General features: G+C 40.7%; 18 protein-coding genes. 5 read left to right on the top strand and 13 right to left on the bottom strand.

What is annotated here, in order from left to right:
• The first annotated feature begins 48 nt into the window (after positions 1 to 48).
• Complete coding sequence (locus CSV75_RS14335; protein WP_099676379.1) at positions 49 to 543, top strand: TspO/MBR family protein; 495 nt, start codon at positions 49 to 51, stop codon at positions 541 to 543.
• 54 nt (positions 544 to 597) lie between these two features.
• Here the strand turns inward: CSV75_RS14335 and CSV75_RS14330 are convergent, their stop codons facing one another.
• Positions 598 to 825 (bottom strand): hypothetical protein, encoded by a 228-nt coding sequence (locus CSV75_RS14330; protein WP_099676378.1) that lies wholly within the window; start codon positions 823 to 825, stop codon positions 598 to 600.
• A gap of 81 nt (positions 826 to 906) precedes the next feature.
• Entirely contained in the window at positions 907 to 1,887 is a 981-nt protein-coding gene (locus CSV75_RS14325) for a YsnF/AvaK domain-containing protein (protein WP_099676377.1), read from the bottom strand.
• 161 nt (positions 1,888 to 2,048) lie between these two features.
• Between CSV75_RS14325 and CSV75_RS14320 the strand changes: the two genes are divergently transcribed.
• Positions 2,049 to 2,456 carry a YugN family protein gene (locus CSV75_RS14320; protein ID WP_099631707.1) on the top strand — a complete coding sequence of 136 codons (408 nt, stop codon included), beginning with the start codon at positions 2,049 to 2,051 and terminating at the stop codon, positions 2,454 to 2,456.
• Between the two features lie 44 nt (positions 2,457 to 2,500).
• Here the strand turns inward: CSV75_RS14320 and CSV75_RS14315 are convergent, their stop codons facing one another.
• From CSV75_RS14315 to CSV75_RS14300, 4 genes are all read right to left on the bottom strand, one after another.
• Complete coding sequence (locus tag CSV75_RS14315; protein ID WP_099676376.1) at positions 2,501 to 2,827, bottom strand: hypothetical protein; 327 nt, start codon at positions 2,825 to 2,827, stop codon at positions 2,501 to 2,503.
• 60 nt (positions 2,828 to 2,887) lie between these two features.
• Complete coding sequence (locus tag CSV75_RS14310) at positions 2,888 to 3,229, bottom strand: CHY zinc finger protein (protein WP_099676375.1); 342 nt, start codon at positions 3,227 to 3,229, stop codon at positions 2,888 to 2,890.
• 261 nt (positions 3,230 to 3,490) lie between these two features.
• Positions 3,491 to 4,243 (bottom strand): YqcI/YcgG family protein, encoded by a 753-nt coding sequence (locus tag CSV75_RS14305; protein ID WP_099676440.1) that lies wholly within the window; start codon positions 4,241 to 4,243, stop codon positions 3,491 to 3,493.
• Between the two features lie 94 nt (positions 4,244 to 4,337).
• Positions 4,338 to 4,706, bottom strand: coding sequence for a carboxymuconolactone decarboxylase family protein (locus CSV75_RS14300; protein ID WP_099676374.1), 369 nt, complete (start codon positions 4,704 to 4,706; stop codon positions 4,338 to 4,340).
• 100 nt (positions 4,707 to 4,806) lie between these two features.
• Between CSV75_RS14300 and CSV75_RS14295 the strand changes: the two genes are divergently transcribed.
• Positions 4,807 to 5,304, top strand: coding sequence for a metallophosphoesterase family protein (locus CSV75_RS14295; RefSeq protein WP_099676373.1), 498 nt, complete (start codon positions 4,807 to 4,809; stop codon positions 5,302 to 5,304).
• 17 nt (positions 5,305 to 5,321) lie between these two features.
• Here the strand turns inward: CSV75_RS14295 and namA are convergent, their stop codons facing one another.
• The gene (namA, locus tag CSV75_RS14290; protein ID WP_099676372.1) at positions 5,322 to 6,341 is read right to left on the bottom strand and encodes an NADPH dehydrogenase NamA; all 1,020 of its coding nucleotides are present in this window, start codon (positions 6,339 to 6,341) and stop codon (positions 5,322 to 5,324) included.
• 142 nt (positions 6,342 to 6,483) lie between these two features.
• Here namA and CSV75_RS14285 point away from each other — a divergent pair, with 142 nt between their 5' ends.
• Positions 6,484 to 7,107: a YIP1 family protein gene (locus CSV75_RS14285; RefSeq protein ID WP_158231676.1), complete on the top strand. Its 624-nt coding sequence runs from the start codon at positions 6,484 to 6,486 to the stop codon at positions 7,105 to 7,107.
• Between the two features lie 85 nt (positions 7,108 to 7,192).
• On the opposite strand, the gene CSV75_RS14280 is transcribed toward CSV75_RS14285, so the two are convergent.
• Positions 7,193 to 7,747 (bottom strand): DJ-1/PfpI family protein, encoded by a 555-nt coding sequence (locus CSV75_RS14280; RefSeq protein WP_099631700.1) that lies wholly within the window; start codon positions 7,745 to 7,747, stop codon positions 7,193 to 7,195.
• Between the two features lie 146 nt (positions 7,748 to 7,893).
• On the opposite strand from CSV75_RS14280, the gene CSV75_RS16355 reads away from it, so the two are divergent.
• Positions 7,894 to 8,067 (top strand): hypothetical protein, encoded by a 174-nt coding sequence (locus CSV75_RS16355; protein WP_158231675.1) that lies wholly within the window; start codon positions 7,894 to 7,896, stop codon positions 8,065 to 8,067.
• Between the two features lie 38 nt (positions 8,068 to 8,105).
• On the opposite strand, the gene CSV75_RS14275 is transcribed toward CSV75_RS16355, so the two are convergent.
• From CSV75_RS14275 to nagZ, 5 genes are all read right to left on the bottom strand, one after another.
• The gene (locus tag CSV75_RS14275; RefSeq protein ID WP_099676370.1) at positions 8,106 to 9,407 is read right to left on the bottom strand and encodes a purine/pyrimidine permease; all 1,302 of its coding nucleotides are present in this window, start codon (positions 9,405 to 9,407) and stop codon (positions 8,106 to 8,108) included.
• A gap of 283 nt (positions 9,408 to 9,690) precedes the next feature.
• Positions 9,691 to 12,063, bottom strand: coding sequence for a penicillin acylase family protein (locus tag CSV75_RS14270; protein ID WP_099676369.1), 2,373 nt, complete (start codon positions 12,061 to 12,063; stop codon positions 9,691 to 9,693).
• Between the two features lie 192 nt (positions 12,064 to 12,255).
• On the bottom strand, positions 12,256 to 13,050 hold the full coding sequence (locus CSV75_RS14265) for a VLRF1 family aeRF1-type release factor (protein WP_099631697.1): 795 nt from the start codon (positions 13,048 to 13,050) through the stop codon (positions 12,256 to 12,258).
• Positions 13,051 to 13,153: 103 nt separating this feature from the next.
• Positions 13,154 to 13,786, bottom strand: coding sequence for an esterase/lipase family protein (locus tag CSV75_RS14260; RefSeq protein ID WP_099676368.1), 633 nt, complete (start codon positions 13,784 to 13,786; stop codon positions 13,154 to 13,156).
• 18 nt (positions 13,787 to 13,804) lie between these two features.
• Positions 13,805 to 15,451, bottom strand: a complete 1,647-nt coding sequence (nagZ, locus tag CSV75_RS14255) for a beta-N-acetylhexosaminidase (protein WP_158231674.1) — start codon at positions 15,449 to 15,451, stop codon at positions 13,805 to 13,807.
• Between the last annotated feature and the right edge of the window lies 1 nt (position 15,452).

Genomic DNA, 15,452 nt, shown 5'->3' with positions numbered 1-15,452 from the left:
TTTAGTAACTAGCGAATGGGGGAAACTTTCTAAAAAGGAGGTTTTACCTTGGAATTATTAAAAGTATATGGTGAACTGGATTGGAAGAAGCTCACCCGTAACGTGTTAATTCCAGTAGTGGGCGGGTCGATTATCGGATTTCTTGCTAACCGCAATACACAAAAACAGTATGCCAAGTTGAAGAAACCTTCATTTTCTCCTCCTGGAGCTACATTTCCACTTGCTTGGACAGCTTTATATACGATAATGGGTGTTGCGAATTACCGCGTGGAAATGAAGCAGCCATCGCAATGGAAAGATACCGCTATCTCGTTGTATGACGTACAATTAGGCCTTAACTTTCTTTGGTCCTTCTTGTTCTTCAAATGGAATTTACGAGGTACAGCACTGATAGAGATGACGATTTTGTTAGGTGCTATTGCTATGACCGCTTATGAATTTAATCAGACTGATCGTATCGCAGGCGGATTGATGGTTCCTTATATTGGATGGGTTATGTTTGCATTAGTATTAAATTACTCTACATGGAAATTAAATAAGTGAACATAAAAATGTCCCAGCCAGTAGTGGCAGGGACATTTTTCAATGTTGATTATATTAATTTTGATTGTAGTTCATACGCTCGGCAGTCTTATAGGCATCGTACATACCCCAAATCCACACAATGGGATACGTAATGAAACCGATACCTACAAACATGAGCAGACCGTTGATTCCTTGCAAGATAATAAGTAAAATCCCTTTAAGGATTTGTCCATTATAGATTTGACCGACGCCAGTCCAGAAAAAACTAAGCACGGCGGCAATACCTGGATGCTTAAACATGTCATCTCCCCTTCCTGGCTGTTACATCTATCCTACAGTATCCAGAAAGGGAATGACAAGGTATTTGCTACATGTCTTTTTTTAGAAACGGTCTTTATCCAACTGATCGCCCTTAACTTCTACGTCCCCTTCTTTTTCAAAATGTACTTCCTCACGTTTCACTGATTCGTGAATCGTTTCATTCTCTACAACCTCACGCTTCTTGAGTATGATTTCTTCCGTGACAACTGGTTTCTTTGTTACTTCCACTTGTTCTTCAGTAATCGGAATACGAATTGTCTCGTCATCTTCCCTGAACGCTGCCGCGTCATTGCCATTGCGACCGTCAAAACCACCTTCTCCATCTACAACTGGTCTACGTTCGATTGTCACTTCGTCGTGCGAAACGCTAACATCTACTGATCTAGGTTCTTCTACTACTTCTTTTTCAACACGGATTTCTCCACGCTGTGTTTCATGCTTATCCACTTGAAGACGTTCCTCGTGTAAACGTAGACGCTCTTCTTCTGTATCTGTGTCAGTGAAAACATGTTCAGTTGCATGAAGGCCAGAATCTACGTCCCGATTGTGTTGATTGAGTGTATGATCTGGAAGCGTTTGGTTCAATCTGAATGCCGGATCTCCTCCATTCAATTCTTGGTCAGTTACGCTCAAGCCATTCGCCCCAAGATTCACGTCTGTACTTTTTCCAATTCTGCCGTAGAACTCGGTGTTGTCCATGTAGTGGCGATTTGCTTCACCAGAATCAACATATAGCAACATGCCACCCTGTTCAATTTCCTGATAATACTTTACTGTGTCTTCTGTTCCGAAATCTAAACTATCTACCATACGACGTACATGGTCTTCTCCAGAAACAAACCCCATAAAACGATCCCACCATGAATCGTCAGCTGATTTAATTTCTGCATCCGTACGACTTCTAAGCATAGTTAATTGATCTTCATTTTTCACAACGACATAAATATCATCTTCAGGCCATCCTTCTCTTTTCAACTCATCCAGACGGTTCACCAGATCTGTTTCATTATAGTACATTCCAATATATCTATTTTTACCCATATAAATCTCCTCCTAATGTTGTAATGAATTATTGAGAACTCTTTTAACGTCGTGTTGATACATGTACCCGGGTTATAGAAATTAGAAACCTTTTCGTTAAATTTTTTGGAGGATGTATAAATATTTGCTAGTAAGGAATGCTGTTAAAAAGGAGTGATTTCATGCTGGAATTAGATACGCCGATTGAAGGCAAACTAGCTTGTTTTGGGACTTTACGGGATAAAGTCGATCAGCACGGGTATCATTTTGGCGGAGGCTGGGATTATCATAAAGGTAGTTTTGATTCCATCCTTCATAGAGAAGCTGGAGAAACCATTTACTTACGTGTGCCCTTTGAAGTTCATGACGGTGAACTTGATGATTTCAACACATCCATTAAATTCAAAAAACCTTACGTCATCAAACATGTGGTGAATACGGGATTAGATCCCGACTCAAGTTCTTTAATAAGTGGTTCATTCAATCAATTCCAAGAACCGTTGGATCGAGATGCAGAAATTCGTGATAAAAGTCGTTGGGAAATTGCCGGTGAACTAGCAATTGAAGAAATACTACAGTACTTGGAATGAAAAAAGGATCTTCTTGCCGAATTTTTGGCAGAAGATCCTCTTTACTATTTTTTTAAACCTTGTATTTTTTCATCCATTTCATCTGAATCTAGCACTTTTTTAGGATGTTTCTTGAAAACCGGTTCTAGTTCACACATTAACTCTTCTAATTCAGCTCCAGTAGAGAAAAGGGATTCGAAGTATTTGGTATTTCCATTCGACTCTACTACTATTCTAAGCCGTTGCAAAGGTTCTCTTCCGGCAAGGTCCTCATCCGTCATGATTGCCTCTTCTGCTTCATAATCGGCTTGCTGAATCCAAGTTGTTCCCGATTCATCCGCTTCTTTTGCAAATAACAGTAATTCTTCTGTATCCATCGTCGGCATCTTCATGCAAATCCCTCACTTTACTTGTTTTACTTAGTGTTCCCTGTTGGTCCTGGTTAAAACCATTTAGTGGCTCGCCTCGTTTTCGAAGTATAGATTCTTATGCAGACCACAACCTGGATTAAAGCCCGCGTCGCAAGAAGGACATTGATAGTCGCATTGCAAGTATTCAGTAATGGTGAGTTCGTAGCCGCAATTACCGCACAGTATGGCTTTTTCATTATATCGACTAACTGGCCAAACAGCATGATGACCGCAACCCGCTTCTTCATGGCATAGGTGACATGGATAATAGATTTCACAACAATAGAACTTGATGGCAATTCTGTCTGTTTCTGTTGCGTAATGGATACAGCGCGTTTCATCATCCACTAGTAAGCCCCGAACTTCTTGATCGTATTTTTTCATTTTTACGCACCCCTCTTATGTACATCATAAAAGTATGGAGGCCTGTAAAGCAATTGGAAATAGAGAGGGATTTGAAATGGAGTGGATGAGTAAGGGGCTGCAAATTGATAGACTCACCACTTTGGCTATAAAATACGCGTCCCGGGTTCAAGCTTCAATCTACTCACTCATCTCTTTTTATTCAACCTTGGTTTCGAAACTCAGTCATATAAAAAATGTCTCCGGCAACCGTAAGTTTACGACTGCAGAGACATCCTCTGTTTACATATCCTTATGAGTGAATGGACATTTTCCTGTTAACGGCACACTGTCGTCGCCGATGAAGAACTGTTTCCATTCATTATGCGTTGGATCTCCGTAATGGCTGATATCGGGATGCTTCGGTAGGTTATCCCATACCTCTACACGTTCACGAACTTTTTCACGTGAGTTGATTCCGCCTTTTTCCGTACCTGTCAGACCTTTAAAAATTTTGCGCGGCTGGAACCCGATGACCATTGCATTTCCCAAATCACGCGTCTTGCGTTGCTTATAGGCAGGCGCATTACCAAAAGCAAAAATCGGCTCACCTTGGAAATGAAAGTCCCACAGATAATGATTAGGATCTCGTGGCGCTTCAGCAGGCCATTCTTCTTTATCTTCTTTATGCAAGTATTGCAAAATATCCCAAAACTGTTGGCGATATTCTTCTATTGTTCCTTCTTTTTCAAAGGGTTCAACAAACACAAACAGACCATGGCGTTTATGCTTTGGATTTTCAAATAGTTTTAAAAAAGCTTCTAGCGCTTGCGGTAAGTTCGACCAGTCTTTTTGTGAAATATAGGCATAGCGCAACTCGCCTTTATTTTCACCAGCCATACCAAAATAGCATGGGAATGTTTTATCGGTCACAATATCATGAAATGTCTGATATTCTCTATGTAACCATTCCGGTAAATCATTACGTTCTGAAAAGTCTTCCTTTGTCAATAAAGCGTTTGATGTTTGAATCAACGTTTTATCCCCCTCTAACATACTATGCTGTATATCCGTTACCCCGTCTTTCGCATAATGAAACATATGAAATAAAAAAAACATCTTATCGAATGGCGATCGATAAGATGTTTTCTCATTGTATAGGTTTTGGATTATCCTGTAATTCATCAATCGTTTGCATAACCAATGTGACTGCTTGGCTTAAGGCACTTCCACCACCAAGCGCAGCTGCAACACCAACAGCTTCTAACACTTCTAAAACTGTACAACCTGCATCCATACAAGCTTTTGTATGGAATATAATACAGAACTCACTATGCGCATAGACACTTACTGCTAGTGCAATCAGCTGTTTATATTTCTGACTGATCTCTCCTTCTTCAAAACCAATTTCCGTAAATGCGTGGAATGATTTCATGAACTTTGGCAACTGTTCGCTCATTGCACCCATACCAGTTTTGTAATCTGCCAGTACCGCATCCGTAAATGTATAGTCTTCCATAAAATTGCCTCCCGTCATAGCAGTAGTATGTCCGATTCTTTGTTTGCTATTCAGCGTTAATGGAAATGGTATAAGCAATTACAAATACAGGAGGTTCAGTATGAAAATCGTCGTTACAGGAGATACACATATGCCTGGAAGAGGAAAAGGCTTGCCTTCACGATTAATAAATGAATGTGAAACGGCCGATTTAATTTTACATACAGGTGATTGGAAATCGGTCGATGTCGTGCAGATACTTTCTGAATTTGCGGAAGTAAAAGGCGTTTCTGGAAATGTGGATGGAGAGGATATAAAAGAACTGTTTCCATTGCAGCAAGTGATTCAAGCCGGGCACGTAAACATTGGATTAGTACATGGTCATGGGGAGAAAAAGACTACAGAAAAACGGGCTATTGAAGCATTTGAAGGAGTGCCACTGGACGTCATCGTCTTCGGACACTCCCACATTCCTATGCTTCGTTACTTGAATAAAACCCTATTACTCAATCCCGGTTCACCAACAGATAAGCGAAAATTACCCCATTACTCTTTCGCTATCTTACATATTGATGATGGGATTCGTGCAGAGTTATTATTTTTTGATGATAAAACGTAAAGTACAAAATGAATGGATTAATATGTCCAACCGCGTGTATATTGAACGGGTGATTCGATTTCTACTCCCAGTTCTTTTGCTGCTGTGTACGCCCAATAAGGATCACGTAATAATTCGCGAGCGAGCAATACGATATCCGCACGGTCATTTTGTAAAATTTCTTCTGCTTGTAGGGCTGATGTGATCAATCCTACCGCACCCGTTGCAATATTTGCTCGCTGACGGATTGTATCTGCAAATGGCACTTGATAGCCTGGGAAAGGATGAATAGCAGCCGGAACTACTCCACCTGAGCTAACGTCGACTAGATCGACACCTTGTTCTTTCATCCAGCCCGCCATTTCTGCATACTGCGAAGAATCCATGCCGCCTTCTTTATAATCTTCTGCCGAGATTCTGACAAATAACGGACCTTCCCAAACAGAACGAATTGCATCAATTACTTGCCTAAGTATGCGATAGCGATTTTCTGCTGATCCCCCGTATTCATCTTCACGATGATTACATAGTGGAGTCAGGAATTCATTAAGTAAATAGCCATGTGCACCATGGATTTCAATCACGTCAAATCCAGCTTGTTTGGCACGGAGCGCTCCTTGTTTGAATGCTTCAATGGTTTCTTCAATATCAGTGACAGTCATTTCTGTCGGTGTTTTGTGTTTTTCATTGTACGCAATAGGGCTTGGCGCATGAATTGTTCCATCCACTGTCGCCTTTCTTCCTGCGTGTGCTAATTGGATACCTGTACGGGCACCATGCTGTTTGTTTAAACGAACGATTTCAGTTAAACCTTCAATATGCTCATCTGACCAGATCCCTAAATCCTCACTTGAGATTCTTCCTTGCGGTTGAACGGCTGTTGCTTCAACGATGATCAGACCAACTTGTCCTACCGCACGAGTTGCGTAGTGGATTTTATGCCAGTCTTCTACTTTCCCATCCTGATTATGTGAAGAATACATACACATCGGTGCCATTGCGATACGGTTTTTAAACTCTACACCACGTATAGTATAAGGACTAAATAATTTTGCCATCAATAATTCCTCCTCTAATAGTTACTAGAGAAAGTATAGCAAATCTCTGCTAATTTTTACTGTTCGAGGATTTTAAACGACCTTTATGAAACATATGGTAGTCTTTGAACGTATAGTAGACTATATGAAAGGAGGTCTTCTTATGCAACCACTTATTTCAATATGGACACAACCTAAACAAACGATTCGTTATGTTCTTGAATACAAAACATGGAGTTATAGTTTTTTCATCTTATTCCTTACGTCGGTCAGCGTCGGTATAACATCATTCGCTGAAACGGATATTTTACCCGATCTGTCATTGCCGGTAATGATCCTACTCGGTATCGTGTCATCATTCATCGGGACTATGATCAGCCTGTTCATTAGTTCTGCTCTCTACACGTGGGTAGGTAAATGGCTCGGAGGTAAAGGGAACTTTAAGGATATTGTGCAAATGACGCCAATCGCTTCGATACCTTTGATTTGGATGATGCCGATTAACTTGCTATTAGTCATTATTTACGGCAAGAATTTATTTGTGGATATGACGAATACTGCAAATGTTGACGTTTTTGGATCATTATCTATTGTATTATTACTCGCTAATTTACTAACATTGGCTCTAGGTATCTTTAGTACAGTGATATTATCGAAAGGGATTGGGATTGTCCATCACTTCTCTTCATGGCGTGGATTTGGTACGATTATGATTGTTGCCGGTTTATTTTTAGCATTAATGATTCCATTTATTATCTTTTTGATAGTTGTTTTTTGGGCTTACTAAATTCAATATATAAAAAAACCGAAGGCGATTCCACTTCTGGAAACGTCTTCAGTCTGACGCAAAGCCTAATGTGCTTTGCGTTTTATTATTTATTGATCATTTTCATGAATTCTCTCATTAAGCCTGGAAGATCTGGCCAAGCATGTCCTGATACTAGATTCCCTTCTGTATGAAGATCTTTTTCTATATACGTAGCACCAGCTGCTGTAACGTCTGGCTTACACGCGATATATGCTGTATATTCCCTGCCTTGCATGAGATCCGGAATAACGGATAACACTTGAGCAGCATGGCAAACTGCCGCCACGGGTTTATTCTCTTCAAAGAAATGGCGGACAATATCTGGTAATGATTCATCTAGACGAATATACTCTGGTGCACGTCCACCTGGAATAATGAGCGCATCATAGTCTGCAGGATTGACATCTTTGAAGGCAATATGTGAATCCAAGCCATAAGCGGGTTTTTCAACATACGTTTCCATTCCATCGATGAAATCATGGGTAACGGTATATAATTTTTTTACTGATGGTGAAGCAATAGTTGTGTCGAATCCTTCTTCCAAACAACGATAATAAGGATAGAAAATTTCCAGTGCTTCTACTGCATCTCCACCAAGAATCAATACTTTTTTACTCATGCGCAGATCCTCTCCCTATTCTAAATTGTGTTACTACTTTACTTCTTTCGACAATTTGAGAATGAATCCTCTTTCTTTTGCTGAATTCCTCTTCTTTATGTATGACTATCGCAAATTACACCATATTATGAGTAGGAGGGATTTCTATGGATCGAGATATACGTCATTTGTTTCATAAAGGAACGATCAACGAAGAAATGGGAATGGAGTTTGAAGTATCTGCCGAAGAAGCTTCACGTGCCCGAGAGAATGCGAGCGGTAAAGAGTATCGGGATGCTTTGAAAGAAGTCTATCGGGCTACAGAGGATAAAAGAAAATAATTCGTGAAAAAGCCGGACAGTTCACACTGTTTGGCTTTTTACATCTTACTATAATGATTTCTCCGACTTCTGCGTATCATATATTGCTCAATAAGTATCGCGAGGATCGTTCCTGTAATCAATCCATTAGATAATGTGGAAGCTACAATGGGAGGAAGTTGCGACAAACTTTCTCCCGGGACAAACATAGTCCCTACACCTACCATTAATCCAAAAGCTACAGCTTGACGTGCACGCTCTTTTTCTGGATCAGCATCAAGTTCATTGAATGCCATCGAGACCATTTTTGTAAAGATGGCGAAAGTTACAGCGTATGCAACCGGTGCTGGTAAAGCCGCAAATATCGCCATAATACTTGGAAACAGTGTAATGAGCACTAATAGCATACTGCCAATAATAAATGGTTTTATAGACGGCATACGTGTCGTGCCAACAAATCCAGCAGATCCTGAAATCGGTACGGATCCAATGGCGGAAAAAGTGCCTGCGATCAGATGGATGAATCCTGAAGCAAATGCTCCTTGGCGTAATCGATCTGGCGCTTTAATATGAAAAGACTCCTTCAATAAATGTTCCATGACACGAATTGATGCAAGCATATTCGCTACTAGCAATAATGTAATGAAGATCGCTGTAACAAGAACACCACTATCCCATACAGGTTTTCCATAAACAAACATTTTCGGTAGTTGGATTAGCTGATCGGACACTTTCGCGATGGTTGGTGTTTTTCCTAGTAGTAAGAAAATCCCCCAGCCAATTGCAATGGAGATCAATATCGCATATTTAGATATGAACGGGCGTTTATTTGCCATCGCAATAAACGTGATGAGTAAAACAATGAAACTTCCGAGAAAAATGACTGGATCCAGTTGGTCTCCTACTTCTTCTACCCCTATCATTCCCCTAATAAAGGTTCCACTTAATTGTAAGATCAGCAACATTAGATACGTAAACGTTATTGCTGGTGTGAAGAGTACTTTCATTTTCGCAATGATTCCTGTCGCAGCGAGGATAATGAATAGCACACCACTATACAACATACCACTTTGCAATGCTTGCAAGGCGTCTGTTGAGGTTGTATAAAAAATGCCGACCATACCGGCATAGACCACATAAATTCCCCACCATAAGCCTGCGGGACCTTCGTTGATGGGCATTTTATGTCCGAAAAATGCCTGAATCAGACTGGCAATACCGAGAACAAATATAGTTCTTTGCATAAATAGCGATGTCGCTACTGAGTCCATACCAAAGGCGTGCGCGATTGCGATGGGGGCAGCAATAGATGATGCAATGAGAAAGATGGTCCATTGTACGCCGCCTGCTAGATGTTTCATTAGACGATTCCTCCAATAGTGCCGTGCAAATTAGAATTCATATAGTATACCATGAGAGTATTTTTTTTATCATATAGGATAAGAATAGATAAGGATTTGAGGAAGTACCGTTGAACGACGTTTCAGGCACACGCTCACCCTCCGGTAGTCTTACACTTACGATCAACTAATATCGCTTCTAAAATTTATGTTTTGATACAAAATTAAATTGGAAAAAAGACTAAAGACACCCCCTAATTCAGGAATTTGTCTTCAGCCTTATACTACATAATTAACTACTAATTCATTTTCCGTTATTTACGGTCGGTTGCAACGTAAGTACACGTCCGTCAGGGATTTCTTGTGTCATGAGTGTTTCGTGGTATTGGCCTTTTGCCCAGTCTTCTGCTTGGTCGTGGAACCATTTGGATTTCAGATGTCCGCTTTGGCCGGGCCCAACGACATGATATGTTTTTGTTAAGTCGTCTAGATCTGCAACAAAACGCCATGATGCACCGTGGTTGACGGAGCCGTCGTCTTTAAAGGAAGCAGCTTGCACTGTAATATTGGAACCGCCGATTGGCTGTTTTTCGGGATTTAATAATTTGGCGAATACAGGTGATGCGCTTGCTAGCGGGTGTGGGAATGTCAATTGGTGATAGTCGCCCCATGCCCATTTTTGTTGTTTGTCACCGAAGTCATCAGAAATTTTATTTATTGCGTTAATGAATGAATCATACACCCATTGATCGATGCCTAGCTTTTCTTCTAACCAGACACTTTTTTCTCCACTATAGCCTTTACGCAGAAGTTCGTCTGTAATCTGGTTTTTACCTGGCATTAGTTCATAGACATCATCCGGCATTTCATCGCGGAACATATCGATTTGCAGTTGTTTCATCCATTTGTGGAAAATTAGCGGAGCACTGCTATCTTTTGAATCAACTTGATCCCATTGTTTCAATGTATTTAATACTTCTTTGTAATCACCTGATTGGTCTTTGTTCTCTACTGATGTAATCATGGATGCAAGGAATTCCGCAGCGTAAAGGTTTTTTTGATCCATTTGCAGTTTCATCATGTCATCCACTGTGAAACTATCTCCTCCTCGTAGCACTTCTGCAATCCGTTCAAAGCGGTATGGTTGTGCCCAGAACTTTGTGATGTGATATGGATAATTTTCATCTACCACTTCATTATTTGCTGTGGCGATGAAACCTTCTTCGGGATTCACTACACGTGGTAGTTCTTCATAGGGAATATAACCCTCCCAACCGTAATCAGAAGAATCTCCTGGCACTGCCAATTGTGCGTCACCTTGTTTACGGATGGGAATGCGACCGTTTGCTTTATACGCGATTGTGCCGTCCGTCGAAGCGAAGACGAAGTTCTGTGCAGGTGCGTGAAACTTCTCCAATGCTTTCTCAAAACTTTTCCAATCTGTTGATTTATTCATCTCCATAATTGCTTCGAGCTCAAGCGTGGGCTCGAGTGCCGTCCACTGCATGGAGAATAATGCATCAGGATTTTCTTCTTTGTACATAACATCTGAAATAATCGGACCGTGTTTTGTGACAAGTACTTCATATGGAACATCTTCAGCATCTTTCACTTTAATCGTCTCATCCCGTACTTCTGCTTGTTCCCACTTGCCATCATAACGGAATTGAGCTTTTTTACTTGGATGCGGGACTTCAATATAAAGATCTTGCACATCCGGTCCAACGTTCGTAACCCCCCATGCGATATCTTCATTATTCCCCAAAATAATTCCAGGAATTCCTGCAAAGATTACTCCTTCAACATTTTGTTCAGGGGATTGTAAATGCATTTGATACCAAATAGACGGTGTACTCAGTCCTAGATGCGGATCATCAGCTAGTAATGGTTTACCGGAAGCCGTCTTTTCTCCTGATACTACCCAGTTGTTACTTCCATTGAATTCAGGTGGTGAAAGTTCCGGTAGAAAACGTCCCGCTACCTCTACGTTATGCTCTTTATTAGCCGTCATGATAGATTCTGCATTTTTCGGATACGTCAGGAATAAATCTTTCACTTTTTCTTCTGGAAACGCATTGATCGCCCAGTGGCGGAAGGCTTGCGGTTGCCATCTCCCCCCCAAGTCATAAGCCATATACTTCCCGATCGTTAATGAATCAATCGGTGCCCACTCTTCAGGCTCATATCCAAGAAGTGCAAATTCATAAGACAATTGATTTTCCGATATAGCTTCCCGAATGAATGCATTGACTCCTTCCGCATACCAGCCAAGTACTGCTTTTGCCTGTTCTCCATATCCATCATATGAAGCTTCTGCGGCATTTCGCAAACTAAATGTACGAAATAACTTATCAGTATCGACTGCCTTATCACCGATGACTTCCGCCAGACGACCGCTCGCCTGCCTTCGGGCTAGATCCATTTGAAATAAACGGTCTTGCGCTTGCACATAACCTTGCGCTCGGTATAGATCTTCATCCGAAGCAGCGTTGATATGCGGTACCCCATTGTTATCCCGTGTAACGATTACTTCTTGATCGATGAATGTGACTTGATGGTTTCCTTCTACAAGCGGTTTCGACTTCAAAATGTAAGCGTTTGCAAATATCACAACAAACACAGCTATAATTGACAGTATACTGAGTGCCCACAGTGTAATCTTTCTGCCTCTTCCCATGTCATTCCCCCCTTTAGAACTTAGTATACTAGTAATATTCTGAAATTCCTTTAATTATTATCCATTAAAGGAATGTAGTGAAACTGAAACTTCAATTCCTTTAACTGTATTGAATTTTTCAAAATACAAACTACATAAAGAAAGGATGTCCTAGAAGTCGCTGACTTCTAGGACATCCTCTTTTGATTCTTCTTAGCGGGATTCGAAAATCTTTTGGATGACGTGATTATTGTTCGATTTTCCAAAGTTTTTATGAATACAGCTTGCGGGTTTTTCACGCAAGATGGACGCGAAGCTATTGGCCAGTTCGGCTTCCCCTGCCACATGCACTTCTTTCCATCCGCGCTTCTTTTTCATGTTACCCACTACAGAACCCATGCCTTTATAAAAACGATCCAGATTCTCCTTTAACCGATGATCAAATTCGTCTGTATGTCCACCTACTCCCCGTTGTATGGACGACTTAACACCTTTCTGTTCTTTCCAGACATCGAGACCCGAATCAAATTCATACACCGTTTCTTCATGGACTCTCCCCATTGCTGTATCCAAAATCCGGACATTACTGTAGCTTGGGAGTATAATTCCCGCTTCTGGATATGCTTGTAACATATACTCAAATTCATTCGTCATGGCTTGGTTTTCCCAATGAAAGCTCGTCTTGACTGCTACTTGAACATAATGAACAGACCATATTTCAGGATCCGCTGCCGCAAAAATGATAACCCCTTTCGCCAAATCATTTTGCTTATCTTCAACTTCTTTCATCACACGGTCTTTCAATGAACGAAATGCAGTCAATTCTTTTTCATCTCCGGATGCGACGAGGTATTCATCAAGTCTCTTCAACCCTGATTTCAAATGAATTCTCCACGCAGCTTGTTGTTGGTCAGGATCTGCAGGATTCGTGTTTAAGTATACTGACAGCACACATCGATCATCACAGTGAAATGCCTTCAACTTTTTCAATTCTTCGCTAATACTCATCCAATCATCCTCCTTATTCCCTCAGCTATAGCATGCCCGCTGAAGTGAATATTACAAGGTAATTGGAGCTGTGAATTTTTTCAAGTGAAATAGCAATGCTTCATCAAAAATGCCCAGTTAGCAAAAAGCGTGCAGTTAATTCCGCTACTTCTTTCTGGTGATGAATTTCTTTATGTCCATAGGGCAACTTAATAAAATCAGCAAGTCCCGGATAATAAACTGAATCCAACTCTACTCGTCCATCATTTTCTCCTTGAAGCAATTTCCCAAGCCATAAATGATTTCGATTCCCCGCAATTGCGCCAATCGCAAAAGGAGTCATATCCGGCAAGTTTAACTGTTCAATATACGTTGCGTTTAATGAGCGTAATGTCTTGTAGTGTTCAGTGTATCCTGTAATTTTACTCGCCACATGCGCCAGCTGACTTCCACGATTTGGCGTAGCAATTTGCACACAGTGACCAATTGAATCCTTCCATTCAGTTTCTTGCAACACTTTTCGAATAAGTAGACCGCCTGTACTGTGACCAACCAAATGAATAGGAGTATCTTTTTGTGAGATCATATCGGACAAATGTTTTTCCACAAGATAAATGGATTGGTCAAATTCATGATATGTTAACGGTAAGTCGAGTGATCTACAATGAAATCCCTGATGTTCTAAATAGATAGACAACGTCTGCATATCACGTGAATTTTTATTGAAACCATGTAACAAAAGAACACGTTCTTCCATGCGAACACCCCTTTATCGTTAAATACCCGATTGAATTTTCTTTACAAGCTCCTTCGTTTGTTCATTCAGTTCTTCCACATGGACTTGCTCTTGTGGAATATCCACCACTTTATACTGTTGCTTTAGCAGTAAAATCCGCTCGACGCTTTGATTGACTCGTTGTTCTGTAATGACTCCTTCACTTATAGCCGTTTGTAATGCAGTGAGTAGCTCGTCTACTGGCGTATATTTATGCCCAACAAGTAAAATATCTCCACCTGCTGCAATAGATTGAACTGCCGCATCTCCAATTGTATAGTTCTTTTCAATAGCTCCCATGACCAAGTCGTCTGTAATCACCACACCATCGAACTGTAGTTTATCACGTAATACGTCTTGAATGATGATTTTTGAAAATGATGCAGGTGTTTTCGGATCATATGCCTCTACAAGTAAGTGTCCGACCATAATCGCATTTACGCCACCTTCAATCGCTTGTTTAAAGGGAAATAGTTCTACGTTCTTCAAGCGCTCCTTAGTATGCTTGATCACGGGCAAATCAATATGTGAGTCTACACTGGTATCACCGTGTCCTGGGAAGTGTTTGACGACAGGTATGACATGTTGCGACATCATACCCTTGGCCTGCTCGATTCCTGCTTTACTGACTAGCCGTGCGTCATGGCCATACGAGCGATCACCAATCACTGGATTATTCGGATTGCTATCGACGTCCAGTACAGGTGCAAAATTCATATTCAATCCGAATGCACTCATTTTGCGGCCAATTAACTCTCCAACATCATATGCATATTTCCCGTTTTCAGCTTGTCCGATTTTACGATTAGAAGGTGTTTTTTCGAGTTCTTTTGGCAATCGTGTAACACGTCCACCTTCCTCGTCTGCACTAATAAATAACGGTGTTTTCGCATTCGTATTCGCCTGTTTCAAATCATTAATCAAACTAAGCGATTGCGAAACAGAAACGAAATTGCGTTTAAATAAAATAATGCCACCGACATGCCTATCTTGAATAAATTCCTTCGCTACAGAATCCAGTTGCGGACCTTGCACACCCATAAGAATCAATTGACCGAGTTTTTCATCAAGTTGCATTTCCTGTATCAAATCCTGAATTTCCGCACTCGGCTTATGGAGAACAGCAATTTCTACGATGGTTGCATCGTTTTCTGCTGAGGAAAACAGCAAAGTTAATTGGTATTCATCATTCAATTCATAAACAAATGCTGTTTGCCCACCTACTTGTTCAAGTCCATCTGGAACTCCTAGTACTTCCTTGGTCTGCAATTGCGTTATGTCAACGAATTTCGATTCCGCTATACGTAATTTATAAACCTTCTTGTTCTCTGTCAAACTAAGCTTTAGTTTTTCTTTTTCATAAGAAGCATATATTCCCTTACGATCACGTTCTACTTTATCTACTTTCCCCAATTGGTCTTGGACTTGTTGAAAAGTAGTTTTCCCCACTTGCCATGGTTGACTGGGTAGCTTTCCTTTTTCAGCGGCATCGTGTACCGCAATCAGCTCTTGTTCTTTCTGTTGATTTCGCATGTCTATTTGTTTGGATTGTTCATTCTTATCGTTCTCTTGATTTGAACACCCTATTGCTATCATAAAAAGTGCACCAATGACGAGTAACAGGAATATTCTAGATACCTTTCGCATA

Origin of the sequence: Sporosarcina sp. P18a, from assembly GCF_002743135.1 — a bacterium.
In the GTDB taxonomy this organism is placed as follows: domain Bacteria; phylum Bacillota; class Bacilli; order Bacillales_A; family Planococcaceae; genus Sporosarcina.
Note: the sequence above shows the minus strand (reverse complement) of the source record. Positions and strands in the feature narration are given on the sequence as shown.

Coding starts and splice junctions, on each gene's coding strand:
- CSV75_RS14325 (WP_099676377.1), bottom strand. CDS start 1,887: ATGGGTAAAAATAGATATATTGGAATGTACTATAATGAAACAGATCTG.
- CSV75_RS14320 (WP_099631707.1), top strand. CDS start 2,049: ATGCTGGAATTAGATACGCCGATTGAAGGCAAACTAGCTTGTTTTGGG.
- namA (WP_099676372.1), bottom strand. CDS start 6,341: ATGGCAAAATTATTTAGTCCTTATACTATACGTGGTGTAGAGTTTAAA.
- CSV75_RS14295 (WP_099676373.1), top strand. CDS start 4,807: ATGAAAATCGTCGTTACAGGAGATACACATATGCCTGGAAGAGGAAAA.
- CSV75_RS16355 (WP_158231675.1), top strand. CDS start 7,894: ATGGATCGAGATATACGTCATTTGTTTCATAAAGGAACGATCAACGAA.
- CSV75_RS14280 (WP_099631700.1), bottom strand. CDS start 7,747: ATGAGTAAAAAAGTATTGATTCTTGGTGGAGATGCAGTAGAAGCACTG.
- CSV75_RS14275 (WP_099676370.1), bottom strand. CDS start 9,407: ATGAAACATCTAGCAGGCGGCGTACAATGGACCATCTTTCTCATTGCA.
- CSV75_RS14300 (WP_099676374.1), bottom strand. CDS start 4,706: ATGGAAGACTATACATTTACGGATGCGGTACTGGCAGATTACAAAACT.
- CSV75_RS14270 (WP_099676369.1), bottom strand. CDS start 12,063: ATGGGAAGAGGCAGAAAGATTACACTGTGGGCACTCAGTATACTGTCA.
- CSV75_RS14260 (WP_099676368.1), bottom strand. CDS start 13,786: ATGGAAGAACGTGTTCTTTTGTTACATGGTTTCAATAAAAATTCACGT.
- CSV75_RS14285 (WP_158231676.1), top strand. CDS start 6,484: ATGCAACCACTTATTTCAATATGGACACAACCTAAACAAACGATTCGT.
- CSV75_RS14310 (WP_099676375.1), bottom strand. CDS start 3,229: ATGAAAAAATACGATCAAGAAGTTCGGGGCTTACTAGTGGATGATGAA.
- nagZ (WP_158231674.1), bottom strand. CDS start 15,451: ATGCGAAAGGTATCTAGAATATTCCTGTTACTCGTCATTGGTGCACTT.
- CSV75_RS14330 (WP_099676378.1), bottom strand. CDS start 825: ATGTTTAAGCATCCAGGTATTGCCGCCGTGCTTAGTTTTTTCTGGACT.
- CSV75_RS14305 (WP_099676440.1), bottom strand. CDS start 4,243: ATGTTAGAGGGGGATAAAACGTTGATTCAAACATCAAACGCTTTATTG.
- CSV75_RS14265 (WP_099631697.1), bottom strand. CDS start 13,050: ATGAGTATTAGCGAAGAATTGAAAAAGTTGAAGGCATTTCACTGTGAT.
- CSV75_RS14315 (WP_099676376.1), bottom strand. CDS start 2,827: ATGAAGATGCCGACGATGGATACAGAAGAATTACTGTTATTTGCAAAA.